This is a genomic window from Bradyrhizobium sp. HKCCYLRH1030, from assembly GCF_051168395.1.
GTDB lineage: Bacteria > Pseudomonadota > Alphaproteobacteria > Rhizobiales > Xanthobacteraceae > Bradyrhizobium.
In genome coordinates this window covers 146,893-173,096 of record NZ_JBNPUY010000009.1, presented here as the reverse complement: position 1 = coordinate 173,096, position 26,204 = coordinate 146,893, and the positions used below count along the sequence as shown (strand labels likewise).

28 protein-coding genes are annotated in these 26,204 nt (G+C 66.0%); 20 read left to right on the top strand and 8 right to left on the bottom strand.

Annotation, left to right across the window (positions count from 1 at the left end; genetic code table 11):
• Positions 1–22 precede the first annotated feature (22 nt).
• Together ACQR1E_RS25250 and ACQR1E_RS25245 are read left to right on the top strand one after the other, a co-directional pair.
• Positions 23–1,297 carry an adenylate/guanylate cyclase domain-containing protein gene (locus ACQR1E_RS25250; protein WP_316191345.1) on the top strand — a complete coding sequence of 425 codons (1,275 nt, stop codon included), beginning with the start codon at positions 23–25 and terminating at the stop codon, positions 1,295–1,297.
• A gap of 63 nt (positions 1,298–1,360) precedes the next feature.
• Positions 1,361–1,795, top strand: a complete 435-nt coding sequence (locus ACQR1E_RS25245; protein ID WP_315805837.1) for a universal stress protein — start codon at positions 1,361–1,363, stop codon at positions 1,793–1,795.
• On the opposite strand, the gene ACQR1E_RS25240 is transcribed toward ACQR1E_RS25245, so the two are convergent.
• Positions 1,792–3,018, bottom strand: coding sequence for an MFS transporter (locus ACQR1E_RS25240; RefSeq protein ID WP_315711428.1), 1,227 nt, complete (start codon positions 3,016–3,018; stop codon positions 1,792–1,794). The two genes, ACQR1E_RS25245 and ACQR1E_RS25240, sit on opposite strands and share 4 nt — an antisense overlap.
• 102 nt (positions 3,019–3,120) lie before the next feature.
• The gene (locus ACQR1E_RS25235) at positions 3,121–3,912 is read right to left on the bottom strand and encodes a class I SAM-dependent methyltransferase (RefSeq protein ID WP_316172059.1); all 792 of its coding nucleotides are present in this window, start codon (positions 3,910–3,912) and stop codon (positions 3,121–3,123) included.
• A gap of 202 nt (positions 3,913–4,114) precedes the next feature.
• Here ACQR1E_RS25235 and ACQR1E_RS25230 point away from each other — a divergent pair, with 202 nt between their 5' ends.
• Positions 4,115–5,494, top strand: a complete 1,380-nt coding sequence (locus ACQR1E_RS25230) for an Nramp family divalent metal transporter (RefSeq protein ID WP_315827210.1) — start codon at positions 4,115–4,117, stop codon at positions 5,492–5,494.
• A 71-nt stretch (positions 5,495–5,565) separates the two neighbouring features.
• Here ACQR1E_RS25230 and ACQR1E_RS25225 read toward each other — a convergent pair whose 3' ends face one another.
• From ACQR1E_RS25225 to hemB, 3 genes are all read right to left on the bottom strand, one after another.
• Entirely contained in the window at positions 5,566–6,342 is a 777-nt protein-coding gene (locus tag ACQR1E_RS25225) for an arginyltransferase (RefSeq protein ID WP_315711431.1), read from the bottom strand.
• 91 nt (positions 6,343–6,433) lie between these two features.
• Positions 6,434–6,967: an RDD family protein gene (locus tag ACQR1E_RS25220; RefSeq protein ID WP_434897697.1), complete on the bottom strand. Its 534-nt coding sequence runs from the start codon at positions 6,965–6,967 to the stop codon at positions 6,434–6,436.
• A gap of 194 nt (positions 6,968–7,161) precedes the next feature.
• On the bottom strand, positions 7,162–8,223 hold the full coding sequence (gene hemB / locus ACQR1E_RS25215; protein WP_315752921.1) for a porphobilinogen synthase: 1,062 nt from the start codon (positions 8,221–8,223) through the stop codon (positions 7,162–7,164).
• 219 nt (positions 8,224–8,442) lie between these two features.
• Between hemB and ACQR1E_RS25210 the strand changes: the two genes are divergently transcribed.
• The 13 genes from ACQR1E_RS25210 (at position 8,443) to ACQR1E_RS25150 (ending at position 19,472) form a co-directional block, all read left to right on the top strand.
• Complete coding sequence (locus ACQR1E_RS25210) at positions 8,443–8,910, top strand: DUF6163 family protein (RefSeq protein WP_315711435.1); 468 nt, start codon at positions 8,443–8,445, stop codon at positions 8,908–8,910.
• A gap of 360 nt (positions 8,911–9,270) precedes the next feature.
• A complete protein-coding gene (ldtR, locus tag ACQR1E_RS25205; protein WP_008962376.1) occupies positions 9,271–9,783 on the top strand; it encodes a transcriptional regulator LdtR in 513 nt (170 codons plus the stop codon).
• Positions 9,784–9,977: 194 nt separating this feature from the next.
• Complete coding sequence (locus tag ACQR1E_RS25200) at positions 9,978–10,193, top strand: hypothetical protein (protein WP_315711436.1); 216 nt, start codon at positions 9,978–9,980, stop codon at positions 10,191–10,193.
• A 26-nt stretch (positions 10,194–10,219) separates the two neighbouring features.
• A complete protein-coding gene (locus ACQR1E_RS25195) occupies positions 10,220–10,441 on the top strand; it encodes a hypothetical protein (RefSeq protein ID WP_315711437.1) in 222 nt (73 codons plus the stop codon).
• 183 nt (positions 10,442–10,624) lie between these two features.
• Positions 10,625–11,029, top strand: coding sequence for a hypothetical protein (locus tag ACQR1E_RS25190; protein ID WP_316226270.1), 405 nt, complete (start codon positions 10,625–10,627; stop codon positions 11,027–11,029).
• 186 nt (positions 11,030–11,215) lie between these two features.
• Positions 11,216–12,520, top strand: a complete 1,305-nt coding sequence (glyA, locus tag ACQR1E_RS25185; protein WP_434897696.1) for a serine hydroxymethyltransferase — start codon at positions 11,216–11,218, stop codon at positions 12,518–12,520.
• A 14-nt stretch (positions 12,521–12,534) separates the two neighbouring features.
• Positions 12,535–13,020, top strand: a complete 486-nt coding sequence (gene nrdR, locus ACQR1E_RS25180) for a transcriptional regulator NrdR (protein ID WP_006612773.1) — start codon at positions 12,535–12,537, stop codon at positions 13,018–13,020.
• Positions 13,017–14,168 (top strand): bifunctional diaminohydroxyphosphoribosylaminopyrimidine deaminase/5-amino-6-(5-phosphoribosylamino)uracil reductase RibD, encoded by a 1,152-nt coding sequence (ribD, locus tag ACQR1E_RS25175; protein ID WP_434897695.1) that lies wholly within the window; start codon positions 13,017–13,019, stop codon positions 14,166–14,168. The genes nrdR and ribD overlap by 4 nt, the downstream gene beginning before the upstream one ends.
• Entirely contained in the window at positions 14,168–14,776 is a 609-nt protein-coding gene (locus ACQR1E_RS25170; protein WP_315752918.1) for a riboflavin synthase, read from the top strand. Before ribD ends, ACQR1E_RS25170 begins: the two co-directional genes overlap by 1 nt.
• Before the next feature lie 182 nt (positions 14,777–14,958).
• Entirely contained in the window at positions 14,959–15,450 is a 492-nt protein-coding gene (gene ribH, locus ACQR1E_RS25165; RefSeq protein WP_434897694.1) for a 6,7-dimethyl-8-ribityllumazine synthase, read from the top strand.
• 1 nt (position 15,451) lies between these two features.
• Positions 15,452–15,961, top strand: coding sequence for a transcription antitermination factor NusB (nusB, locus tag ACQR1E_RS25160; protein ID WP_315752916.1), 510 nt, complete (start codon positions 15,452–15,454; stop codon positions 15,959–15,961).
• 196 nt (positions 15,962–16,157) lie between these two features.
• On the top strand, positions 16,158–17,150 hold the full coding sequence (gene thiL / locus ACQR1E_RS25155; RefSeq protein WP_434897693.1) for a thiamine-phosphate kinase: 993 nt from the start codon (positions 16,158–16,160) through the stop codon (positions 17,148–17,150).
• A 201-nt stretch (positions 17,151–17,351) separates the two neighbouring features.
• Positions 17,352–19,472, top strand: coding sequence for a sodium-translocating pyrophosphatase (locus tag ACQR1E_RS25150; protein WP_434897692.1), 2,121 nt, complete (start codon positions 17,352–17,354; stop codon positions 19,470–19,472).
• Between the two features lie 85 nt (positions 19,473–19,557).
• On the opposite strand, the gene ACQR1E_RS25145 is transcribed toward ACQR1E_RS25150, so the two are convergent.
• From ACQR1E_RS25145 to ACQR1E_RS25135, 3 genes are all read right to left on the bottom strand, one after another.
• Positions 19,558–20,640, bottom strand: a complete 1,083-nt coding sequence (locus tag ACQR1E_RS25145) for a DUF2336 domain-containing protein (protein WP_434897691.1) — start codon at positions 20,638–20,640, stop codon at positions 19,558–19,560.
• Positions 20,641–20,859: 219 nt separating this feature from the next.
• Positions 20,860–21,867, bottom strand: a complete 1,008-nt coding sequence (locus ACQR1E_RS25140; protein ID WP_434897690.1) for a Bug family tripartite tricarboxylate transporter substrate binding protein — start codon at positions 21,865–21,867, stop codon at positions 20,860–20,862.
• 156 nt (positions 21,868–22,023) lie between these two features.
• A complete protein-coding gene (locus tag ACQR1E_RS25135; protein WP_315711452.1) occupies positions 22,024–22,485 on the bottom strand; it encodes an outer membrane protein assembly factor BamE in 462 nt (153 codons plus the stop codon).
• Positions 22,486–22,614: 129 nt separating this feature from the next.
• Here ACQR1E_RS25135 and ACQR1E_RS25130 point away from each other — a divergent pair, with 129 nt between their 5' ends.
• The 4 genes from ACQR1E_RS25130 to ACQR1E_RS25115 all read left to right on the top strand — a co-directional run bounded on the left by ACQR1E_RS25130 (position 22,615) and on the right by ACQR1E_RS25115 (position 26,134).
• Entirely contained in the window at positions 22,615–23,151 is a 537-nt protein-coding gene (locus ACQR1E_RS25130; RefSeq protein WP_315711454.1) for a ubiquinol-cytochrome C chaperone family protein, read from the top strand.
• Positions 23,152–23,155: 4 nt separating this feature from the next.
• Entirely contained in the window at positions 23,156–23,782 is a 627-nt protein-coding gene (locus ACQR1E_RS25125; RefSeq protein WP_434841190.1) for a YceD family protein, read from the top strand.
• A 319-nt stretch (positions 23,783–24,101) separates the two neighbouring features.
• Positions 24,102–25,163 (top strand): phosphate acyltransferase PlsX, encoded by a 1,062-nt coding sequence (plsX, locus tag ACQR1E_RS25120; RefSeq protein WP_315752912.1) that lies wholly within the window; start codon positions 24,102–24,104, stop codon positions 25,161–25,163.
• On the top strand, positions 25,160–26,134 hold the full coding sequence (locus tag ACQR1E_RS25115) for a beta-ketoacyl-ACP synthase III (protein ID WP_315711459.1): 975 nt from the start codon (positions 25,160–25,162) through the stop codon (positions 26,132–26,134). The genes plsX and ACQR1E_RS25115 overlap by 4 nt, the downstream gene beginning before the upstream one ends.
• Positions 26,135–26,204 lie beyond the last annotated feature (70 nt).

The window sequence follows — 26,204 nt, the reverse complement described above, 5'->3', positions numbered from 1 at the left end:
GACGCGTTGGTGAGTTGAAACCATGGATACGGCGACCCGTCTCGAAGTGGCGAACTGGCTCGTAGGTCAGAGCCTGACCGGCGCGCCGGAAAACGAGATCCTGCGCGGTTTCTGCGAGCGCTGTCGCGCGGCCGGGCTTGAACTGTCGCGCAGCCTTGCGATCATCGATACGCTGCATCCGATTTTCGAGGGGCGTGGCTTCCGCTGGAACGATTTCGACACGAACGAAGCCGACAGCTTTGAATATGGCTCCAGCAATGAGGGAGAGGCGGCCCAGAATTGGCGGCGCTCGGTCTTCCACCACATGCTGGAGAACGGCCATGACGAGTTCAGCATTGACTTCATGAATTGTGCGCATCTCGATTTTCCGATCATCGAGGAGCTTTCCGCACAGGGACATCGGCACTATCTCGCCTTCGTGCACCGGTTCGGGGAAGCCGGCACGCTCGGCCAGATGGACTGCTTCTATTCGAACTGGCTGACGCGGCGTGACGGCGGCTTCACCGACACGCAGGTCGGCGCATTGCGCGACCTGGTCCCGCTGCTCGCGCTGACGATCAAATCCGCGCAGCAGGTCGACATCGTGCGAACCCTTGGCCGCGTCTATCTCGGCCGCGATGCGTCGGAGCAGGTGCTGCGCGGCCGGATTTCCCGCGGTGTCACCGAGCGCATCAATGCGGTGCTGTGGTTCTCCGACCTGCGCAGTTCGACCGCAATCAGTGAGAGCATATCGCCGGACGAGATCATCCCGCTGCTCAACGACTATGCGGAAGCCTCGATCGACGCGATCTACGAGTCCGGCGGCGACGTGCTGAAGCTGATCGGCGACGGCGTGCTGGCGATCTTCACCGGAGGCGACATGGCCTCGGCTCGCCGGGCTGCGCTGCGTGCCGAGCATCGCTTTCGGCTGAACATCCTGAAGCTGAACGCACGGCGCGCCGGCGAGGGACGGCCCGTCACCTCGGCCTATGTCGGCCTGCATGTCGGCGAGGTGTTCTACGGCAATATCGGCAGCGAGGACCGGCTCGACTTCACCGTCGTGGGACCGGCCGTCAACGAGGTCAGCCGCATCGCCTCGATGTGCCGCTCGGTCGATCGCGAACTGTTGGCGTCCGCCGAATTCTGCGAGGGGCTCGACGACGAAGGTCGCCGCTACCTGGTGTCGACCGGCCGCTACGCGCTGCGCGGCATCGGCCGCGCGCAGGATCTCTTCACGCTCGATCCGGAAATTGCCGGCAGCGCCTTGGCCACGCGGGCCTACGAGAACTACCTGGCGGACGAGATGTCGCACCCTTGACCCACGTCAATGCCCAGCCGAAGCGAGTCTGCCCAGCATCCCTCTGCCGGGAGATGAAAGCTCATGTACAAACATATTCTGCTGCCGACCGATGGCTCCGATCTGTCCAAGGCCGCGATCAAGCACGGCATTGCGCTCGCCAAGGCGACCGGCGCAAAGGTCACGGCGCTGGTGGTGTCGACGCCGCTGCATTCGCTGGTCGTCGATCCTCACGCTGCGACCAAGGCGCTCGCGCAATACAAGTCGCTGGTGGCCGATCAGACCGCGAAATATCTCGATCATGTGAAGGACGATGCCGAGCAGGCCGGCGTCGCCTGCGCCACGCTCTGCGTCGAGCACGACAAGCCCTATGAGGCGATCGTCGAGACCGCCCGCAAGCAGCATTGCGATCTGGTGCTGATGGCCTCGCATGGGCTGCGCGGCGTCTCGGCGATCCTGGGCAGCGAGACCTTGAAGGTGCTGACGCATTCGACCGTGCCGATCCTGGTCTATCGCTAGGCGGGCTGCGGCTCCGGTTGCCGCGCGATCGCCACGACCGGCGAGGCGAGGATGACGAGCGCCTGCAGGCCGAAGATGGCGGCGACGAGGTAGAGACACGTGTCGGCGCCGTAGCGGCCGCCGACGACCGCGCCGAGCAGCGAGCCCAGCGGACGGGCGCCGTAGCTCAGGATGTTGATGGCCGACACCCGCCCGAGTAGGCCGGCCGGGGTCACCGACTGCCGCAGCGTCGTGGTCGAGATCACCCAGAGGATCGGCCCGGCGCCGAGCAGGAAGAAGCTGAGCCCGGCAAGGACAGGCGAGGGAACGAACGTGGTCAGTGCCATCACGAGCGCCGCGGCGAAGCCGGTGACGGGGCCGAGCCCGATGACGGTGCCGAACGGCAGAAGCCGCATGATGCGCGTCGCCAGCAGCGCGCCGCACACCATGCCGACGCCGAACATCGACAGCACCGAGCCGACGCCTCCTGCCGACAGGCCGAGCCGGTGGACTGCATAGGGCACGAACACCGCGAGCAGCAGGAAATGGGCCGTGTTGAAGATGAACTGGGTTGCGAACACCGGCCGCAGCAGCGGATGATGCAGCACGAAGGCGGCGCCTTCCCTGATGTCGGCCAGCGGATGGCGGCGCGGCACGGGCGCGCGGGCGGGCTCGGCGATGCCGGCCAGGCAGACGGCTGCGACCAGCGAGAGCGCAGCGGCGCAGCCGAAGGCGGGCGCGCCGCCGATCCAGCCGACCAGCACGCCGCCGAGCGCGGGCCCCGCGGCGAAGGCGACGGTACGGGCAAGCTCGATGCGCGCATTCGCAGGCGCCAACTGGGCGGGGGCGACCAGGCTCGGCACCAGGGCCGGCGCGGCGACGCTGAACACCACCGTGCCGCACACCGCTGCGAATCCAAGCGCCGCCAGCAACGGCAGCGTGAGCGCGCCGGCCGCGAAGGCGATGAGGATCGCGAGCAGCGCCAGCGCGCGAAGCATCTCTGCCAGCGCCATCAGCAGCCGTCGCGACATCCGGTCGGCGAGCAGCCCCGCAGGGATCGCGAACAGCACGAAGGGCGCGGTCAGCGCCGTCTGCAAGAGTCCAGTCTCGCCCTCGCCGACACCGAGCGCGAGCACCGCGACGATCGGCGCTGCGGCGAGCGCGATCTGCTCGGCCGATTGCGCGGTGAGGTTCGACCAGGCGAGGCGGTGGAAGGCGGCGGGCAGGGCGGGCGAGGGAGTCATGAAGAGGAACCTGATGTGATGATGTGGCCATCATCGCCGCTCAGCCTCCCTGCGCCCACCCGCTTCCTGATCTCCGGCATCGGCCGTCGTGCTGCGGACGGCCTACGCCGCGGTCGGTGCCTCGGCCAATCCCCATTCCGGCGGCAGCGTGCGGAACGCCAGATGCGTGCCGGCATTCAGCGGCGCCGTCTTGAAGCCGAACCGGTGCCAGGCCAGCGCCAGCGCATGCTGGGTGTAGATCGAGATGTGGCCGTTGCGCGGCGCGATGTACCACCAGGACATGCCCTGGCTTTCGAAGTCGTCCGGCTGGGTCAACGTCGAGTAGAATACCGCGCCCGGTTCGGCCACGCAGGCTGCCATGGCTCCGATCGTCGCCAGCGGATCGGGCACGTGCTCCAGCGTCTCGAAGCAGGTGACGAGATCGAACTTGCGATCGGGTTGGGTTGCGTGCTCGGCCACCATCGGATCATAGGTGACCGCTTCCGCGAAGCCTTGAGCGCGCAGGCCGGTGCAGAACAAGTCGTTGCCGCCGCCGAAGTCGAGCACCCGCATTCCGGCCTTGTGTGGCGCCCAGAAGCGGGCCACGGCCGCCGCATTGTCGGTCGGCCGCTTGATCCGATAGTCCGGATCCACGGCTTCGTAGCCGTCGTTGTAAATGTGGGTCTTGAACTGCTCAATGCTCCAGTCGTCGAAGGCGTCCGTGAACAGGAAGCCGCAATCCGCGCAGCGCCGGTAGTAGATTGGTACGCCGGCCAGCGGCGGGCGATGGGCATGGGCCGTCTGGCAGGGGCGGTTCATGTCGACCACGCCGTAGAGCGAGGCAGGACCGTCACAGATCTTGCAAGGCACGGGCGCGTTCGTGACCGGTCGGAGCCCGAGTTGGGTAGAGAGCATGGTGGATCCCGTCAGTGGGAAGTGGCGCCCGTCGCCGATGGGGCCGCCTCGAGGAGGCGGGCCGCGAATCGGCAGGGACGAGCTTTCGCAATGATGAAGCGGTATCGGAGGATTTCCAGCATCTCTATGTGGCACCGCCACATGGGCAAGTCGCACTTGCAAGTAAGTTGCATTAAACGTCGGTTTCGTCCAGGATAGCGCCATGGACGCAAAATCGTCAGACCTTTCGCAGCTGCACGCCATGGTTCCGCCGAGCGACCGCCTGAACGGAGGCTGGCGCGGTGAGCGCGGCGATCCGTCTCTCGGCGACATGTTCGCGACGGTACGAACCGCGACAAAAGGGTCGCTCTGGCGCAAGCTGCTGGCCTTTCTCGGACCCGGTTACCTCGTCGCCGTCGGCTATATGGACCCCGGCAATTGGGCAACGTCGCTGGCCGGCGGTGCCAAGTTCGGCTACGTCCTGCTCTCGGTCGCGCTGCTGTCCAACCTGATGGCGATCGTGCTGCAGTCGCTGTGCACACGGCTCGGCGTCGCCACCGGCCGCGACCTCGCCCAGGCCTGTCGCGACTCTACCCCGCGCTGGGTCTCGGTGCCGCTTTGGCTGTCGGCGGAGATCGCGATCACGGCCACCGACCTCGCGGAAGTGATCGGTACTGCGATCGGTCTCAGCCTGCTGTTCGGGCTGCCGCTGTCGATCGGCGTCTGCGTCACCGCACTCGATGTCTTCCTGATCCTGGCGCTGCAGGCGTTCGGCTTCCGCTGGATCGAGGCGTTCGTGGTCGCGCTGCTCGGCATCATCGCGCTGTGCTTCGCGATCCAGATCGCGATGGCGCAGCCGGACTGGGCCGAGGTGGTGAAGGGCTTCGTTCCCAGCGGACAGCTGATCGCCAATCCGGAGATGCTCTATCTGGCGCTCGGCATTCTCGGCGCCACCGTGATGCCGCACAATTTGTATCTCCACTCGGGCCTGGTCCAGACTCGCGGCTACGGCGACAGCCCAGAGGACAAGCGCGAGGCGATCACGCTCTCCACGATCGATTCCACCATCGCGCTGTGCCTGGCGCTGACCATCAACGCCTCGATCCTGATCCTGGCGGCGGCGACGTTCCACCGCACCGGACAACGCGACGTCGCCGAGCTTGACCAGGCGTATTCCTTCCTGGCGCCGCTGCTCGGGTCGACGCTGGCGCCGACGCTGTTTGCGATCGCGCTGTTGTGCTGCGGCCTGAATTCGACGATCACCGCGACACTGTCCGGCCAGATCGTGATGGAGGGCTTTCTTCACTGGCGGATCGCGCCCTGGCTGCGCCGGCTGATCACCCGCATGATCGCAATCGTGCCGGCCGTGGTGGTGACGATCTGGGCCGGCGAGAAGGCGACCGGGCAGCTCCTGATCCTCAGTCAGGTCGTGCTCAGCCTGCAACTGCCGTTCGCCATCGTGCCGCTGGTGCTGCTCACCGCGAGCCGGGCCAAGATGGGGCAGTTCGTGGCGCCGCGCTGGCTGACGGCGATTGCGACCTTGATCGCGGTGGTGATCATCGCGCTCAATGCCAAGCTGGTGTGGGATCTGGCCACGGGATAGGGATGGCGCGCAGGGAGCAGCGAACCAGGGGATGTCGAAAGACCTCTACTCCCCCTCGCTATTGCCTCCCTCTAGTCCTGCGGCTCGGGCGCGATGTCGCCTTCGGCATCCACGCGCAGCCAGCCGGCAGCCGCGAGCCGTTGTTGCGGCAGATAGCGGCTCTTGTAGTCCATCTTCTTCGAACCCTCGATCCAATAGCCGAGATAGACGTAGGGCAGGCCCTGGCGCCGCGCCCGGGCGATGTGGTCGAGGATCATGAAGGTGCCGAGCGAGCGCGTGGTCTCCGACGGGTCGAAGAACGAGTACACCATCGACAGGCCATCGCTGAGCACGTCGGTCAGCGCGACCGCGACCAACTCACCGCCCCTGGCGTTCGGACCGTTGCTCAGATTGCGGCGGCGGTACTCGATGATTCTCGTCTCGACATGGCTGTCCTCGACCATCATGGCGTAGTCGAGCACCGTCATGTCGGCCATGCCGCCATGGCGATGGCGCTGATCGAGATAGCCGCGGAAGATCGAATATTGCTCGGAGGTCGGCACGGCGCTGCGCTGCTCGCCGACCAGATCGGAGTTGCGCGCGAGCACCTTCCGGAAGTTGCGCGAGGGGCGGAATTCGTTGGCGATCACGCGGACGGACACGCAAGCGCGGCACTGGTCGCAGGCCGGCCGGTAGGCGATCGACTGGCTGCGACGGAAGCCGCCATGGGTGAGAAGGTCGTTGAGATCGGTCGCCTTGTCGCCGACCAGATGCGTGAACACCTTGCGTTCCTGCCGGCCCGGCAGATACGGGCAGGGCGAGGGCGCGGTCAGGTAGAATTGCGGGGTGTCACGCGAATGCTGGGTCAAGGAACGTCGTGAGCCTCCGAGGCGATCATCAACAGAATTGCGCTCCGGAGGCGGCCGGTCAATCGCTTTTGCTGTGCCACCGGACGTCTCATCAGGTACGAGCCGGTTCAGTCAGTTGCGAGCGCACAGACGTGTTGATCACGACGGTGCCGAGCACGAAATCGTGCAGCAGCCGGCGGCGGCTGTTGAACAGTCCGACCAGCAGCACGAGCGGCGACAACACCGAGACCGAGATCCAGAAGCAGACGGCATGCACGGCACCGAGCACAAAGTAGCCCGGCGCGCCGTACCAGGTCCGCACCTCCAGATCCATCACCCGCATGCCGATCGTCGCCGAGTTCGGCCCGCCGATCGTTGCGCCGTAGTAGACGATGGCCCAGATCACTGAAGCCGGCGACACCAGCCAGAACAACGCCCAGCCGAGACCCAGCGTGATCACGCCGAACACGGCAATGAAGATCACCGCCAAGATCACCGGGACCGAGAGCACCAGGAGATCGATCAGGAATGCGATCATCCGCCGCGTCAGCACGCCGCGAAACAATTCCGGCTGCTGATAGGGATCGTAGGCGTGCGGCCGAGCACCGGGACCGTCATTGCTATCGCCTGAACCCATATACGCCATGAATAAGCCCTCCGGATTGGCACCCAGCACATGGGAACCCGACTTGCGCTTGCAAGGGCCGTTCTTGCAGGAGGCGCGGCAAATTTCCGGCCATTTCGCGACTTCTGAGCCCTCTCCGCGACCCGGCGGTTCGCGCACGCGAAAGGATCGGCGTGCTCAAAGACCGGCGGGTCCCGAAAGATCCCAGCGCCTCCTCAACGCTGCTGCCGCAGCCGTTCGGCGGCTTGCGGGGCGAAATAGGTGAGCACACCGTCGGCGCCGGCGCGCTTGAAGGCCAGCAGGCTCTCCATCATCGCCCGATCGCCGTCGATCCAGCCATTGTTGGCGGCCGCCGCGATCATCGCGTATTCGCCCGACACCTGATAGGCGAAGGTCGGCATGCTGAACGTGTCCTTCACGCGCCTGACGACGTCGAGATAGGGCATGCCCGGCTTGACCATCACCATGTCGGCGCCCTCGGCGATGTCGAGCTCGACCTCGCGCAGGGCCTCGTCGCTATTGGCGCTGTCCATCTGGTAGGTGCGCTTGTCGCCGGTGAGCGTCTTGGCCGAGCCGATCGCGTCGCGGAACGGGCCGTAGAAGGCGGATGCATATTTGGCTGCATAGGCCATGATCTGCACGTCGAGGAAACCGGCTTGATCCAAAGCCTGGCGGATCGCGCCGACCCGGCCGTCCATCATGTCCGACGGCGCAATGATGTCGCAGCCGGCCTCGGCCTGGACCAGGGCCTGGCGCACCAGCACGGCGACGGTCTCGTCGTTGAGGATGCGGCCGTCCCGGATCAGGCCGTCATGACCGTGACTGGTGAAAGGGTCCAGCGCGACGTCGCAGAGCACGCCGATCTCAGGGAACTCCTTCTTGATCGCGCGCACCGCCTGGCAGACCAGGTTGTCCGGGTTGCAGGCCTCGGAGCCGTGCTCGTCGCGCAGCGACGGCTCGGTATAGGGGAACAGTGCGATGCAGGGGATGTCGAGCCTAACCGCGCGTTCGGCATCGCGGACGATCTCGTCGACGCTCAGCCGCTCCACGCCCGGCATCGAGGCGACGGTGCTGCGGGTCCGGTCGCCCTGCACCACAAACAGGGGCCAGATCAGATCGTCGGTGGTGAGCACGTTCTCGCGCACCAGCCGGCGCGCCCATTCGGCCTTGCGGTTGCGGCGGGGGCGGATGGTCAGCTCGAGCGCCGGTGTCGGTGCAGTGGCCGGGTTGCGCGCGGTGTCGCGCAGGTCGATCGGGCGGCCGAATTTGATCGCCATGGGGTGCTGGCTCCTTGAGCTGGCCGGCGAGCCGGATTTGATTTGTTGTAATTCCAACAATCTGTAGCACTTCGGCCGTCGCCCGTCACTTGACCTGACGCAAGCGGCCCGGGTTGATTTCCGGCCCGGTTGCTTTCACGGTGCCGGCCGGCCAAGAATCGCCACGCTCCTGGTCTTGAGAGGCCCCAATGACGACCATCCTGTTCTGCTCGAGCCGCCATGGCTGAGATTCCCTCGGCGCGAGATCTGGCACGTGACAACGCCGCCATGTCGATTGCCGCCATGTCCTCGGATCGGCGCGAGAGCGACGACAATGTCTGGACGCGGCGGCTCGTACTGTTTTTGCGGGTCATGGCCATGCTCTCGATCGCCAAGGGCCTGTACCACTGGGCCCAGGTGACCGGCTTCATCGGCGGCGAGGACGACGCGTTCGAAAACCAGGCGATGGCCTGGCAGGCTGCGACGGTCTATTTCGCGGTCATCGAGCTCGTCGCCGCCGTGGGCCTGTGGCTCGCCACGCCGTGGGGCGCAGTGGTGTGGCTCACCACGGTGGTGTCGATGGCGGTGATCGAGCTGATGTTCCCGGGCATCTACGGCGGCAATCTGCTGGTGGTCGCGGGCGAGGCAATCATGCTCGCCGCCTACCTCGTGCTGGCCTGGATGGCGGCCCGGGAGCGGCCACCATAGGTCGTGCGAAAAATTCGTTGCACGCTGTAAATCTTTTCAGCGCCATGCAAGTAATGTTTCGAACACCTTAAGAGCGCCTGCCACAGCTGTTACAGAGACCTTAGCGGCGCTACCCAAGCGTGTTTTGTAATGCGACAGGTGGGTGAAACAGAGCGCGAACATCGCGCCTCGACCGTCAACGGACTATTGCAAAAGCCTCTGTAATTACTGAATTAAAAGAGGATTCACTCTCCGCGATTCATTCTCTCTTTATGCTCTTATTTAAGGCGATCTTCAAAGCACGCCCCTTAAGTTCGTTCTATCAGACGGGACAAAAGTTTCGTCGAATAAGTCGACAAAAACGACGACAGGGGAAGTGTCATGATGAAAGCCGTTGCGACGGCCGTGGAGACTGCTGCGCCGGGCCAGGGCGGCACCGTCCAGTCGCTCTATCTGGAAGCTCTGACGCTGGTGGAGCGGCTGCATCGCCGCCTGCTCGACGTCATCAAGGACGAGTTCGACCGCCGTGGTCGTTCCGACATCAATTCGGTCCAGGCGCTGCTGCTCTATAACATCGGCGACAAGGAGCTGACCGCGGGCGAGCTGCGCACGCGCGGCTACTATCTCGGCTCCAACGTCTCCTACAACCTGAAGAAGCTGGTCGAGCTCGGCTTCCTCGATCACCAGCGCTCGCGCGTCGATCGCCGCTCGGTCCGCATCCGCCTGACCCCGCAGGGCCAGGAGATCCGCCGCATCGTCGACTCGCTGTATCAGAAGCACGTCAAGACCGTGGAGCAGGTCGGCGGCATTTCCAGCGAGGAGTTCTCGACGCTGAACAAGTCGCTGCATCGTCTCGAGCGGTTCTGGACCGATCAGATCCTCTATCGCCTCTGAGCAGGCCTCATCGTCTCGGTTGAGCCGGCTCCGACCTCGAGAGCCAAGACCGGACAGTCGTTGATCGTCTGGAAGTCGTTCTTGCGCCGGCCCCTTCGGCCGGCGCTTTTTCGTGTTCGTTTGGCAAAATCCCCGGTCCGAATTGGAACCAATCAAGGCTCCTGGGCTTATGTCCTTGGACCGGAGGTCGGACCATGCTGCACGATGCCGGAATGCAAGTCATGAACGTGGCGATGGTCGGCGATGCTTATGCCATCGCCTCCAACTATCTGCGTCTCTCTGGCGAGATGCCGGAGGAGTTCACGCCGAACGAAAGACTTGTCGACATCATCGTTCAACTGATTCACCGCGGAGAATTCAACAAGCTCAAGCTCGCCAACAAGGCGATTTCGATGTTCAAGTCTGCCTGACGGCCTGACGTTCAAGAGGGGATGATATGGAAGCCGCCATCGATCGCATCATGCACACCTACGACCTGCTGGCGAACCGCACCGCTGCGGCGAGCGACGAGGCGCGCCGCAAGGTGAGCGCCTACATCCAGACGCTGTTCGAAGCCGGCGAGCGCGACCCGCATCGTCTCACCGTGTGCGGCCTGACCTATCTTCGCCAGCTCGACGGTCGCGTCGATCCGGTGAAGGCGGGCTACACCGGCCTCTGATGTCTTCGGCGCGAGATTGCTCGCGCGACGCTTGCCTCATGATACCGACAACCTGTATGAGACCGTCCGGTTTCATGCAGGTTGTTTGTTTTTGGGGGATCGATGCGTTTGGTGTCCCGAGTTATTGCCACGGCGGGAATCTTGGCCTTCGCGTGCGGAGAGCTGAGTCTGCCTACGAGGAGCATGGCTGAGACGGTCTGGCCCCAGAAGGGACCGAACAGTCGAGAAGCGCTGGCAAGAATAGGCGCCTGCGTAGAGACGACGATTACGAAAATTGCTGGTCGGTTCGATGAGCCGCTGTCGCCGACCCCGTTCAAACTCGGCGAGAAGCTCGACGAGCATGGTGAGCCCATGATGGATCAGGGCGTCCACTTGCTGTACCAGAACGGCGCCGAGCAGATCGACGCGGAGTGGAATGCCGCCGTCGCCCATTCCAAGTTGGGCGATGCCGTGCGGCTCTGCACCGTCTGGAAGCCGAAGAAATGTCCGCCCGGCGATGATCGGGGGCGAATCTACAAGGCCACAAATCTCCGGACCAAGGGAACGTGGCAGATGTCGGAAAGCTGGCACTCCTGCGGCGGGGCCTGAGCAGGGGGCTTGCTCCAGCGGCCGTCCACCATATCTGGCGCAAATATCCGGTTTGACCCGCAACCGCTTGGTCTGTCCCTTGGCCTGCCGCCGCCCGTATGGTAAGGGCAGGGGTCTTTTCCGACCGCCTTCACTGAACCGACCGCCGGCCGCCTAAGGCCTTGCGGACGTGGAGATATTCCGCCGATGACCGCTTCCAGCGCCAAGCCCGCCTCGTCAGTCGATTCCTTCTTTTCCGCCACCCTGGCCGAGGCCGATCCCGAGATCGCGGCCGCCATCAAGGGTGAGCTCGGTCGGCAACGGCACGAAATCGAGCTGATCGCCTCGGAGAACATTGTCAGCCGCGCGGTCCTGGAGGCCCAAGGCTCGGTGATGACCAACAAGTACGCGGAAGGGTATCCGGGAGCGCGCTATTACGGCGGCTGCGAATGGGTCGACGTCGCCGAGAACCTCGCGATCGACCGCGCCAAGAAGCTGTTCGGCGCCAATTTCGCCAACGTCCAGCCGAACTCGGGCAGCCAGATGAACCAGGCCGTGTTCCTGGCGCTGCTGCAGCCCGGCGACACCTTCATGGGCCTCGACCTCGCCGCCGGCGGCCATCTCACCCACGGCTCGCCGGTCAACATGTCCGGCAAGTGGTTCAGGGCCGCGCATTACACCGTGCGCCGCGACGACCACCTGATCGACATGGATGCGGTGGCGAAGCAGGCTGAGGAAGTGAAGCCGAAGCTGATCATCGCCGGTGGCAGCGCCTATTCGCGCCCGTGGGACTTCAAGCGTTTCCGCGAGATCGCCGATAGCGTCGGTGCGTACCTGCTGGTCGACATGGCCCACTTCGCCGGCCTCGTCGCCGGCGGCGTCCATGCCTCGCCGGTGCCGTATGCCCACGTCACCACGACGACGACCCACAAGTCGCTGCGCGGCCCGCGCGGCGGCCTGATCCTGTGGAACGACGAGCAGTTCACCAAGAAGTTCAACTCGGCGATCTTCCCGGGCCTGCAGGGCGGCCCGCTGATGCACGTGATCGCGGCCAAGGCGGTGGCGTTCGCCGAGGCGCTGCGGCCGGAGTTCAAGACTTACGCGAAGAACATCGTCGAGAACGCGAAGGCGCTGGCGGAATCGCTGCGCGCCCACGGCTTCGACATCGTCTCCGGCGGCACCGACAACCATTTGATGCTGGTCGACCTCCGGCCCAAGGGGCTGAAGGGCAACATCTCGGAGAAGGCGCTGGTCCGCGCCGGCATCACCTGCAACAAGAACGGCATCCCGTTCGACCCCGAGAAGCCGTTCGTCACCTCGGGCCTGCGGCTCGGCACGCCGGCGGCAACGACCCGCGGCTTTGGTGTCGCCGAATTCCAGCAGGTCGGCAGCCTGATCGCCGAGGTGTTGAACGCGATCGCGCAGTCCTCCGAGGGCAGCGCGCCGCTGGTGGAAGCCGCGGTGAAGGAGAAGGTGAAGGCGCTGACCGACCGGTTTCCGATCTACCAGTAAGGCTTGAAGCCACAATGCGCTGCCCGAGCTGCAACAGCCTCGATACGCAGGTGAAGGACTCCCGCCCCACCGAGGATTCCTCGGTGATCCGGCGGCGGCGGGTCTGCGTCACCTGCAATTTCCGCTTCACGACCTTCGAGCGGGTGCAGCTGCGCGAACTGACCGTCATCAAGCGCAACGGCCGTCGCGTGCCGTTCGACCGCGACAAGCTGATGCGCTCGGTGCAGATCTCGCTGCGCAAGCGCTCGGTCGATCCGGAGCGGGTCGAGAAGATGGTCTCGGCGATCGTGCGCGAGCTCGAGAGTGGCGGCGAATCCGAGGTGTCCTCGGAGGCGATCGGCGAGATCGTGATGGAGCATCTGCGCGATCTCGACGACGTCGCCTATGTCCGCTTCGCCTCGGTCTATCGCAATTTCCGCGAGGCCAAGGATTTCGAGGCCGTGCTCGGCGAGCTCTCGGCCGAGGACGAAGCACCGCGCCTCGCGCCGGTCCGCAAATGATCTTCCGGGTTCTGGTCGATCAGGTCGGCGAGAAGCTGAAGGCGCAGAAGGACGCCGACCGCCGCTTCATGCAGCTCGCGCTGTCGCTCGGCCGTCGTGGGTTGGGGCGGACTTGGCCCAATCCCGCCGTCGGCGCCGTCGTGGTCAAGGACGGCGTGATCGTCGGCCGCGGCTGGACCCAGCCCGGTGGACGCCCTCATGGCGAGCCCGAGGCCTTGAAGCGCGCCGGCGAGGCCGCCAAGGGCGCCACCCTCTACGTGACGCTGGAGCCGTGCTCGCATTTCGGCAAGTCGCCGCCTTGCGTGGATGCGGTCATCGCCGCCGGCATCAGCCGCGTCGTCTCGGCGATTGAGGACCCCAATCCCGAGGTCGCAGGGCAGGGGCATGCGAAGCTGCGCGCCGCGGGCATTCAGGTCGAGGTCGGCCTCTGCTCGGCGGACGCCAAGCGTGATCATGCCGGCCATTTCCGCCGCATCCGCGACGGACGGCCGCACGTGATCCTGAAGCTCGCGGTCTCCGCCGATGACAAGATCGCAGCCGCCGGCAACAAGCCGGTGGCCATTACCGGCGAGGCAGCGCGGACCCGCGTGCATCTGCTGCGGGCCCAGAGCGACGCCCTCCTGATCGGGGTGCGCACCGCGATCGCCGACGATCCGCTGCTGACCTGCCGGCTGCCGGGCATGGAGGCGCGCTCGCCGGTCCGGATCGTGCTCGATCCGATGCTCCGCCTTCCGGCTGCGAGCCGATTGATGCAATCCGCGCGCACGACGCCGCTCTGGCTCGTCGCGTCCGAGGTGGCCGAGCCGGCCACGGCGACCCGGCTGGGCGCCGCCGGTGCGCAGGTGATCCGTGTCCCGCCGCAGGCCGACCCGTCGGCGCTGGAGCCGCCGGCCGTGCTCAAGGCGCTGGCGGAACGCGGCGTCACGCGTCTGATGATCGAAGGCGGCAGCCGCGTCGCATCATCTTTCATGGCAAGCGGCCTGGTCGATGAGATCTGGCTCCTGCGCGGCCCCGGCGAGATCGGAGCTGACGGGATTGCTGCGCTGGACGCATTGCCGCTGACCGCAATCACGCAGTCGCCGGCCTATCGCGTTCGTGCTAGCGAGACGCTCGATCCCGATACCCTTACGATTTACGAGCGCGCCTAATGTTCACAGGCATCGTCACCGACATCGGCGAGATCGTCAGCCTGACGCCGCGGACCGAAGGAAAGCTGCATCGGCTGCGCATTGCCTGCCACTATGATCAGGCCGGCATCGCCGATGGCGCGTCGATCGCCAATAACGGCGTCTGCCTCACGGTCGTGCAGTCCGGCGTCACCGATGGAAAGACCTGGTTCGAGGTCGATGCCGCCGCGGAGACGCTGGCGCTGACCACCGCCAAGCACTGGCGCGTCGGCACGAAGCTGAACCTCGAGCGGGCGCTGAAGATCGGCGACGAGCTCGGCGGCCACATCGTCTCCGGCCATGTCGATGGCATTGCGACCATCGTCAGCCGAGAGAACCTGCCGGACATGGCGCGGTTCGTTTTCAGGACGACGCGGGATCTGGCGCGCTTCATCGCCACCAAGGGCTCAGTAACCCTCGACGGCGTCTCGCTCACGGTCAACACCGTCGACGAACTGGTCTTCTCGGTGCTGATCATTCCGCATACGCTGTCGGTCACCACGCTGTCGTCCTGGCAGGCCGGCAGCGAGGTCAATCTCGAGGTCGACCTGATGGCGCGCTATGCCGCGCGCCTCACGGAAATGAAGTAGCCTCGAAGGGGGCTTTCCGTCTTGGCTTTGCGGGCGCTCGCGCCTACAAGGCCAGCCCTCATGGCGAGGAGGCGCCGATGTGTCGTCTCGCAGCATGAGGCCGATTTCATCTCGCCCTTCGCGACGCGGCCGGATGGCCGCTCCATTGGGGCGAGGCACCTGAAGACAATGGAAACAGAACCATGGCAGACGCACGGCGCGCGCCGCTCAAAGACCAGACCGACATCACCGGCGCCCGCGCGCTGATCGTCGAGGCCCGCTTCTACGACGACCTTCAGGACGCCCTGCTGGAGGGCGCCACCGCCGAGCTGAAGGCGGCGGGCGTGGGCTATGATGTTCTCACCGTCGCCGGCTCGTTGGAGATTCCGGCGACTATTGCCATTGCGCTCGATGCTGCCGCGAAGGCCGGCAAGCCCTATGACCTCGCGATCGCGCTCGGCTGCGTCATCCGTGGCGACACCATCCATTTCGAGATCGTGTCGCAGGAATCCTCGCGAGCCCTGATGGATCTGTCGGTGGCGCGCGGCCTGCCGCTCGGCAACGGCATCCTCACCGTCAACAATGAGGACCAGGCGTGGGCGCGCGCCCGCGTCTCCGAGATGAACAAGGGCGGCGATGCCGCCCGCGCCGCGCTCGCCGTGCTGCGCATCAAACGCCGTCTGGCGCGAGGCTGACATGGCCGAGAGCAGCAACAAGCCAATCAAGGGCCCGGTCCGTGCCGGCGACCGCAAGGCCAATCGCCGTGGCGCCGCCCGTCTCGCCGCCGTGCAGGCGCTCTACCAGATGGACATCGCGGGCGCCGGCATCAACGACGTCCTGGCCGAGTTCGAGAGCCACTGGCTCGGCAACGAGGTCGAGGGCGAGCAGTATCTGCCGGCCGAGGCTGCGTTCTTCCGCGACATCGTCTCCGGCGTGGTGCGCGACCAGACCAAGATCGATCCGGTGCTCGATACGGCGCTGGAGCGCGGCTGGCCGCTGCAGCGGATCGAGGCGATCCTGCGCGCGGTGCTGCGCGCCGGCGCCTATGAACTGGAGCGACGCAAGGACATTCCGGCGCGGGTCGTCGTGTCCGAATATGTCGACATCGCCCATGCCTTCGTCGAGCGCGACGAGACCGGCATGGTCAACGCGGTGCTGGAGCAACTCGCCCGGCAATACCGCGCCGACGAGATGGGGCCGAAGTAGCGATGGGCGGCGCCGGAGCACGATCGCTGCGAACCGGCGCGATGCCAGTCTCTTTCCTCGACTGTCATCTCCCGCGACGGGGGGTGATCCCGTATTCCACAGACGTTCAAGGGATAGGGAAGGGCCGCGGCGTACTGGATCGCCCGGTCGAGCCGGGCGATGACAGCAGAGTGTGCAAAGTGTGGGGGACGAGCGCGTGACCCGCGACGCCTCCGGCGAAGATTCCCTGATCGCCCGCTACTTCAAGCCGCTGGCGACCGACCCCGGCGCCTTCGGCCTCGTCGACGATGCCGCGATCATTCCGGCCAATGGTGACGACATCGTCGTCAAGACCGACGCCATCGTCGAAGGCGTCCATTATCTCGCCAACGATCCCCCCGACACCATCGCGCGCAAGGCGCTGCGGGTGAACCTGTCCGATCTCGCCGCCAAGGGTGCGGTGCCCGCCGGCTTCGTCCTGACGCTGGCGCTGCGCGAGAAGGACGACGCGTGGCTGTCGGAGTTCGCGCGTGGCCTCGGCGAGGACGCGGCGGCGTTCGGCTGTCCGCTGCTCGGCGGCGACACCGTGTCGACGCCCGGTCCCGTGATGATCTCGATCGCGGCTTGGGGGAGGGTGCCCAGGGGCCGGATGGTGCATCGCTTCGGCGCGCGTCCCGGCGACCGGGTGATGGTGACCGGGACCATCGGCGACGCCTTGCTCGGCCTGCGCATCCTTACGGGCACGGCCGACGCCACGGCGCTGGCCGACGATGCCGCCGCGCGGGATATGCTGATCGGCCGTTATCGCACGCCGCAGCCGCGCAATGCACTGGCCGCGGCCGTGAGAGACTGCGCGACCGCCTCGATGGATGTCTCTGATGGCCTCGCAGGCGACCTGACCAAGCTCTGCGCCGCCTCTTCCGTGAGCGCCGACATCGCGCTGTCCGACATTCCTCGATCGCCGGCAGCGGCGAAGCTGCTTGCTGTCGGGGCCGCGCAGCTTGAAGGCATGATCTCCGGCGGCGACGATTACGAGATCCTCTGCACTGTTCCCGCAGCGCAATGCGCAGCGTTCCGTGCTGTAGCCGAGACGGCGGGCGTTGCCGTCACCGACATCGGCGCCATCGTCGAAGGGGCGCAAGCCCCGCGCTTCCTGGACGGGCAGGGCCGTCCCGTCACACTGACGCGGTTGTCCTTCAGCCACTTCTGACACCTATTTGCACCGCACAATGCGACCAAAGAAGCGTCTGAATTTGGAGCGGTTCAGGCGTCGCGGCGTTGCGTCATCATGGCGATTTTGGCAAGCTTCATATGTTCGAGGCGGCTCCGCCCGGAGCGGCCTGACAGGGGGCGTGCGTCGCACCATCGCGGCGTGACGTAGTTAGAAAAAGCAAAGAGCCGAGGAAACTAAATGTCAGCTTTATGGGTGATCGTGCTCTGCGGAGCGCTGTCGATCGTCTATGCGATCTGGGCCACACAATCGGTGCTCAGCGCGGACGCCGGCAATGCGCGCATGCAGGAAATCGCGGCGGCGGTGCGTGAGGGCGCGCAGGCCTATCTTCGCCGCCAATATACGACGATCGGAATCGTCGGCGTCGTGATCTTCGTGCTCCTTGCGTATTTCCTCGGCATGCTCGTCGCGATCGGCTTTGCGATCGGCGCGATCCTCTCCGGCGCGGCCGGCTTCATCGGCATGAACGTGTCGGTGCGCGCCAACGTCCGCACCGCACAGGCGGCCATCACCTCGCTCGCCGGCGGCCTGGAGCTCGCCTTCAAGGCCGGCGCCATCACCGGTCTGCTCGTGGCCGGTCTCGCGCTGCTCGGCGTCACCATCTACTTCGGCATCCTCACCGGCTTCATGAAGCTCGCGCCCGACAGCCGCACCGTGATCGATGCGCTGGTCGCGCTCGGCTTCGGCGCCTCGCTGATCTCGATCTTCGCCCGTCTCGGCGGCGGCATCTTCACCAAGGGCGCCGACGTCGGCGGCGACCTCGTCGGCAAGGTCGAAGCCGGCATTCCCGAGGACGATCCGCGCAACCCCGCGACCATCGCCGACAACGTCGGCGACAACGTCGGTGACTGCGCCGGCATGGCCGCCGACCTGTTCGAAACCTACGCGGTGACCGCTGTCGCCACCATGGTGCTGGCGGCCATCTTCTTCGCCAAGTCGTCGCTGCTGACCAACATGATGACCCTGCCGCTCGCCATCGGCGGCATCTGCATCATCACCTCGATCGCCGGCACCTTCTTCGTCAAGCTCGGCGCCAGCCAGTCGATCATGGGCGCACTGTACAAGGGCCTGATCGCCACCGGCGTTCTCTCGCTCGGCGGCGTCGCGCTGGCGATCGGGTGGCTGATCGGCTTCGGCAAGCTCGACGGCGTCGACTACACGGGCACGGCGCTGTTCATGTGCGGCGTCGTCGGTCTCGTCGTCACCGGCCTGATCATCTGGATCACCGAATACTACACCGGCACCGACTTCCGCCCGGTGAAGTCGATCGCGGCCGCCTCGGTCACCGGTCACGGCACCAATGTGATCCAGGGCCTCGCCATCTCAATGGAGTCGACTGCGCTGCCCGCGATCGTCATCATCGCCGGCATCCTGGTCACCTACAGCCTCGCCGGCCTGTTCGGCATCGCGATCGCGACCACGACGATGCTGGCGCTGGCCGGCATGATCGTCGCGCTCGACGCCTTCGGCCCGGTGACGGACAACGCCGGCGGCATTGCCGAAATGGCCGGCCTGCCCAAGGAGGTCCGCAAGTCGACCGACGCGCTCGACGCAGTCGGCAACACCACCAAGGCGGTCACGAAGGGCTACGCGATCGGCTCCGCCGGTCTCGGCGCCCTGGTGCTGTTCGCGGCCTATAACCAGGACCTGCAGTTCTTCATCGCGGATTCGGCGCACCATCCCTATTTCGCGGGGATCAAGCCGGACTTCTCGCTGAACAACCCGTATGTCGTGGTCGGTCTGCTGTTCGGCGGCCTGCTGCCGTATCTGTTCGGCGCGATGGGCATGACCGCGGTCGGCCGTGCCGCCGGCGCGATCGTCGAGGAGGTGCGCCGCCAGTTCCGCGAGAAGCCCGGCATCATGCAGGGCGCCGACAAGCCGGATTACGGCAAGGCCGTCGACCTGCTGACCAAGGCGGCGATCAAGGAGATGATCATTCCCTCGCTGCTGCCGGTGCTGTCGCCGATCGTCGTCTACTTCCTGATCTACGCGATCGCAGGCGGTGGCGCGGCCGGCAAGTCGGCAGCGTTCTCGGCCGTCGGCGCCATGCTGCTCGGCGTCATCGTCACCGGCCTGTTCGTCGCGATCTCGATGACCTCCGGCGGCGGCGCCTGGGACAACGCCAAGAAGTACATCGAGGACGGCCATTTCGGCGGCAAGGGCTCCGATGCTCATAAGGCTGCGGTCACCGGTGACACCGTCGGCGATCCCTACAAGGACACCGCGGGCCCCGCGGTGAACCCGATGATCAAGATCACCAACATCGTGGCCCTGCTGCTGCTGGCGATCCTCGCGCATTGAGGCGCGCCGACGCGTCTTGACGAGCGAAGACCCCGCGGCGCGAGCCGCGGGGTCTTTTCATGAGGCTGTGTTGTTTGGTTGTTTGCTACTCGGCCGCGCGCTGCCGCGTCCGATAGCTCTGCAACGTGCTCTGCGCCATGCGCGGCTGCAGCTGCGAGAAGCTCGCCAGATGCTGGTCGAGCTGTGGGCGTGCGCTGCCGCTGGCGCTCGCCTGCATGAACAGCAGCGTCGTCGTCGTGACCCAGGACAAGTCGAGCGCCTTGGCGAGCACCAGGAGCTGGTCCGGCTGGTTGCGCACGAAGGCGCGCTCGACCACGTCGAGCGGCAGCTTGCACATCAATGACAGTGCCAGCGTGACCTTGTCGAAGCTGGCTTCCTTGCCGAAGCCGTGGAGCTGCGCCTCGTGGAGCTGGCCGGTCGCGTGCAGCAGCTCGACATAGTCCTTGGCGGTGACGAAATCGGCCGAGCGCGTCCGCGCGGCGGCCTGCAGATGATCCGAAGCCTGCGCCACGGCGAGCTCGACGATCTCGGCCCGCGCCGCATCAGCGCTGGCGAGCTGGCTGCGCACCGCGTCGGAGGCTTCGGCGAACAGCCGGACCAGCACCTCGCGTGGGCTGTCGGGTCGGCTCCAGAGTCTCAAGGCGAGGCCGGGATCGTCGGACGCCTTCGTCACCAGGCCGGAGAAGCCGTGATCGGAGAAGCGCGCGCCGCCATTGTTGGCGGTGTTCGAAACGACGGCCTGATTGCCGCGATCGACCAGAACGTCGGTGACGGATTCGGTGAGGATCTTGCGGTCGGAGATCGCGAGCAGATGCTCCTGGCCCTGGGTCTGCGCGGTCGCAACCAGGATCTCGTCGTCGAGCCGGTCGCTCTGGCGCAGCACGGGGCCTGCCACCGCAATCGTCGCGTCACTGGCGAGCAGCCGGAGCAGCCGCGGCGGTGCATCAGGCAGGACCGCGAGCCGGCTGCCGAGCTGCGCCCGCGCCGCAATGGCGACATTGTCGAGCAGCTTGGACAGCACGTGGTCGAACAGATCGACGTGTTCTTCGGTGAACTTGCCCGAGCTCACGACGAACAGGTCGGTGACGCGCTCCAAGATCTCGGCGCGCCGGGAGACGTAGCGGCTGGCGAGAATGTCTTCGAGCTGATGGAGGACGCTGTTGGGCAAGGCACGGCTCACGCGATGGACGACGCCGGCGCCTGCCCCTCGGACGATGATCGGACCGCATCCACGCGAGGTTGTCGGCCCGGCATCCGCCGACGGTATCTCGCAACCAGATCAAAGACACGCGGCTGCCACGTATCGCATCATCCCGCTTAAGGTGCCGTTACACCACGACCCCCCATTCCAATGCTCCGCCGAGATGCGGCGCCGCCGGGCCCAGGGCTATTTCACGTCCATCTGCAGGCCTTCCTTCTGGATGATCGACGCGAATTTGGCTGTCTCGGCTTGGACGAAGTCGCCGAATTGCTGCGGCGTGCCGTAATCGGCCCGCGCGCCCATCGCGGCGATATTCTTGCGGATGTCCTCGCGCTCCAGCATCGCCTTGACCTGCAGGTTGAGCGCGCTGACGATCTCGGGCGGGCAGGCCTTGGGCAGGAATACGCCGAACCAGGACGAGACGTCGAACTTGGCCAGCTCCGGCGCGCTCTCGCGCATCGTCGGCAGGTCAGGCGCATTGGCGCTGCGTTCCGGCGTGGTGACGCACAGGCCAGTCAGCTTGCCCTCCTGCACCTGCGGCAGCGATGGAAACAGATTGTCGAACAGGATCTGAATGTCGCCGGCGAGGGCGGCCTGCAGCGCCGGGCCGGCGCCGCGGAACGGAATGTGCGTCATCTTCAGCCCGGTGAGCTGCAGGAACCAGGCGCCCGTCAGATGCGGGCTCTGGCCGACGCCGGACGAGGCGTAGTTCAGCTTGTCGGGATTGGCCTTCAGAAAAGCGATCAGCTCCGGGATCGACTTGAGGCCGGTCGAGGGATGCGCCGAGACGATGTTGGGGATGCGGATCATGTTGGAGACCGCCTGCAACTGATCCGGCTTGTAGGCGAGGTTGCGGAAGATCGAATAGGCGATCGCGTTGGGACCGGGGTTGCCGATCAGGACCGTATGGCCGTCGCCCTTGGTGTTGCGCGCGACCTCGGCGGCGCCGATCGTGCCGCCGCCGCCGGAGCGATTCTCGACCACCGCCGATTGTCCCCACGCTGTCTGCAGATGCGCGGCCAGCAAGCGTCCCATCACATCGGTGCTGCCGCCGGGCGCGGCGGGCACGATCAGCTTGACCGTCTCGGTCGGACGCCAGTCGGCGAGACTCGCGCGCGGCAGGATGGCGGCTGTGGACAGCGCCGCGGCGCCGGACAGCAGCTTGCGGCGCGACAGCGCGATGCGATGAGCCAATGATTCCTCCCTGCTCTTGTTTTGCGGCAGGGTAGGGAAGATTGCGGCGCCAGAGCAAGCAGGCGAATGGCGCACGAGCTGCGCCAATCAGCGCAGTTCACCGGCTTTGTGCCGTCACCCGGAAACATATTCCGGACCGCGGCGATCGGGCCCGGATCAGTTGAAGCTGAGCAGCTTGAACAGCGGCGTCAGGTAGCTGAGCTCCTGGCCGGAGGTCGGCGTCGTGCGGCTGACGAAGTCGAAGATCTTGCCGTCCTTCATACCGTAATTGGCGAGGCGGCGGACCTGGCGGTTCTTGTCGAAATAGATCGCAATGACGCGCTGATCGACCACCTTTTGGTTCATGAAGGCAACCGGGCGCTCGGCCCGCTGGGAGATGTAGTAGAACACCTCGCCGTCGAGCGTCGCCACCGTCGAGGGCGTGCCCATCACGATCAGCACCTGGTCCTGGCTGGCGCCGATCGGGATCTGCTCCAGCGCGCCCGGCGGCATGATGTAGCCCTTCTGGAACTGCTCGCCGGTGCAGGCGCCGAGCGCCAGGCAGGTCAGCGCGATCGCACCAAGGGTGCGCAGACGGGAGCTCAAGCCACGGGAGAGCAGGCGGGCAGTCGTTCGCATTGTCTGGGTCATCTTCTTCAGATCGGATCCCGTCCCCTTGCGTCGGGCAGGGCGTTGACGTACCGGGCAAACTTGCGGATTGCAACATGCCCCTGAACAGGGTCAGGGAAACTCGACCGCGGAACCGTCATGCTCTGGCCATTCAACCATCTCAGGAAATCCCGACCGTCCCCGCGCGGGACCATCGAGCCGATCTATGGCACGATCGTGGCACAAACCCGAGACCCGTTGTTTTATAGACACTTGAATGTCCCTGACACGGTCGACGGGCGGTTCGATCTGCTGATTCTGCACCTCTGGCTGGTGCTGCGGCGGCTGCGCGGGGTGGGATCGGACCTGTCGCAGGCGCTGTTCGACCGGTTCTGCGACGACATGGACGACAATCTGCGCGAGATGGGGGTGGGGGATCTCACCGTGCCCAAGCGGATGCAGAAGTTCGGCGAGGCGTTCTATGGCCGCACCGCCGCCTATGACCTTGCCTGGTCCGAGAGCGAGGCCCGGCTGGCGGACGCATTGCAGAAGAATATCTTGAACGGGGAGCATCCGGACAGCGCGGCCGGACTTGCCGCCTATGCGGCGCGGGTGGCCGCGCACCTCGCCGCTCTCGACGACAACAGGCTGCTCGGCGCCGGCTGGAGCTTCCCGCGGCCGGTTCAGCAGGACTAGCGACATGACCAGAGACAGAGACACCTCGCGCGAAACGGCGCGAGACCCTTCCAAGGACCCCTGGCGGGCACCGCCGGTGATCGTGGCGCAGATTCCGGATGCCGGCCTGCATCGCGAGATCGAGGCCGACGAGGCCACGCGCAACGCGCTCGCCGCGGTTGCCGATCTGCGCGAGGTCATCTCGGCCCATGCCTCGTTCGACGTCGTCCAGAAGCGGGACGGCAAGGTGCATGTCGAGGGCCGTGTGCAGGCCCGGATCGGTCAGACCTGCGTCGTCACGCTGGATCCGATCGAGATCGAGATCGACGAGCCGATCGACCAGATGTTCGCCCCGCCGGAGCAGATTCCGGAGCTTGCCGATCTGGTCGAGGACGATCCCAACAGCGAGGTGGAGACGGCCGATCCGCCGGAGCCGATCATTGGCGGGCAGATCGATCTCGGCCGGCTCGCCGCCGACGCGCTGCTCCTGGGGATCGATCCCTATCCGCGCAAGCCGGGCGCCGTGTTCGAGCAGCCGGTGGCTGCGGCCGCCGAGCCGGAGGCCCATCCCTTCGCGGCGCTGAAGGCGCTGAAATCGGCAGATGCCGCCGGGCCGGGCGCGGTCAAAGCGAAGAAAACGGGTGAGGATTGACGCGCCGTTGGGCAGGCCGGAAACGATCGATCCTGTCACAAAGCCTCTCGAAATCCTCTCAAGCTGCTGATTTCGATGGCAAAGGCGGGTCCCTGCCGGCCCCGGCCCGGCGCGGCGGTTGCAAAATGCATCGCTCCCGGGAGGTTGTTTCGACACGGAGAGACGCTATTGTCGCGCCCGGGTCGGGGTGCGACGAAAAGGCCCGGACGGCCTCTGGCCCGTCCATCGGCCGCGCAATGCCTCTGAACGACCGCCAAACACGGCCAACCAAGTCACGGCCAAGACGAGACAAAGCTCGAGATCAGGTTTCCGGGACGTCATGCCTCAAAAGGTTCGAATCGCGCTGGACGCCATGGGCGGGGATTTCGGCGCGGCCGTCGTCATCCCCGGTGCCGCGATCGCGCTGAGCCGCCATCCGGATGCGGAGTTTCTGCTCTTCGGCGATAGCGCCAAGATCGTACCCGAACTCGACCGGCATCCGCGGCTGAAGGCGGTCTCGCGGGTCATCCACACCGACGTCGCCGTCAGCATGGAGGACAAGCCGAGCCAGGCGCTCCGGCGCGGCCGAAAGACCTCGTCGATGTGGCTCGCGCTCGAGGCGGTGAAGAAGGGAGAGGCCGACGTCGCCGTGTCCGCGGGCAATACCGGCGCGCTGGTGGCGATGGCGCGCTTCTGCCTGCGCACGCTGGACGGGATCGACCGGCCGGCTCTGGCCGCGATCTGGCCGACCGCGCGCGGCGAATCGGTGGTGCTCGACCTCGGGGCAACGATCGGCGGCGATGCCCACCACCTCGTCGCGCTGGCCGTGATGGGCGGCGCGCTGGCGAGCGTGCTGTTCAACAAGCCGAGGCCGACCGTCGGCCTTCTCAACATCGGTGTCGAGGAGATCAAGGGCCATGAGGAGATCCGCGAGGCGGCCGAGCAGCTGCGCGCGATGAACCTGCCGCAGCTCGACTATATCGGCTTCGTCGAGGGCGACGGCATCGGGAAGGGCGCCGCCGACGTGGTCGTGACCGAAGGCTTCAGTGGCAACATCGCTTTGAAGACGGCCGAGGGCACCGTCCGCCAGGTCACGGATTTCCTGCGCGGCGCGATCCAGGCGAGCTGGCTTGCCCGGATCGGCTATCTGTTGGCCCGCGGCGCCTTCGCCGCTTTGCGGGCCCGGCTCGATCCGCGCAAATCCAACGGCAGCGTGGTGCTCGGCCTCAAGGGCATGGTGGTCAAGAGCCACGGCGGAACCGATGCCGAGGGCTTTGCCTCGGCGGTCAGGGTTGGCTATGAGATGGCCCGCTACGATCTCCTGACCAAGATCAATCAAACACTCAATCCCGACGGCGGCGCGCCAGCGTCCGAACCCGTCGCCCAGGAGGCTGTCTCGTGACAATTCGTTCGGTCGTGCTCGGCTGTGGCTCGTACCTCCCGCAGCGGGTCGTGACCAATGCCGAGCTGGCAAGCCGCATCGAGACCTCGGACGAGTGGATCGTGCAGCGCACCGGCATCCGTGAGCGCCACGTCGCAGCCGACGGCGAGTTCACCTCGCATCTGGCGATCAACGCGGCTCGTGCCGCGTTGGCCGCGGCCGACGTCGATCCGCAGTCGATCGATCTGATCGTGTTGGGCACCTCGACCCCGGACAACACCTTTCCGGCGACTGCAGTGGCCGTGCAGAACGGCCTCGGCATCCATCATGGCGCGGCGTTCGACCTGCAGGCGGTGTGCTCGGGCTTCGTCTATGCGCTCGCGACCGCGGACAATTTCCTGCGCAGCCGCTCGTTCAAGCGCGCGCTGGTGATCGGCGCCGAGACCTTCTCGCGCATCCTCGACTGGAACGACCGCACCACCTGCGTGCTGTTCGGCGACGGCGCCGGAGCGCTGATCCTGGACGCTCAGGAGCAGGGCGGCACGGCAGCCGATCGCGGCGTATTGACCACGCATCTGCGCTCCGACGGCCGTCACAAGGCCAAGCTCTATGTCGACGGCGGTCCGTCCTCGACCCAGACCGTCGGGCATCTGAGGATGGAAGGCCGCGAGGTGTTCAAGCACGCCGTCGGCATGATCACCGACGTGATCGTCGACGCCTTCGATGCCACCGGCCTGTCGGCCGAGACCATCGACTGGTTCGTGCCGCACCAGGCCAACAAGCGAATCATCGACGCTTCGGCGCACAAGCTGCACATCGCGCCGGAGAAGGTGGTATTGACGGTCGATCGGCATGGAAATACCTCCGCTGCCTCGATCCCGCTGGCGCTCGACGTGGCCGTCAAGGACGGCCGCATCAAGAAGGGCGACGTGGTCTTGCTGGAGGCGATGGGCGGCGGCTTTACCTGGGGCTCGGCTTTGGTGCGCTGGTGAGCCTGCCGCGCGGCGGGATTACGCCTGAGATTGGCACTACGGCCTGTACTTCTATTCACGCTGCTGTTGA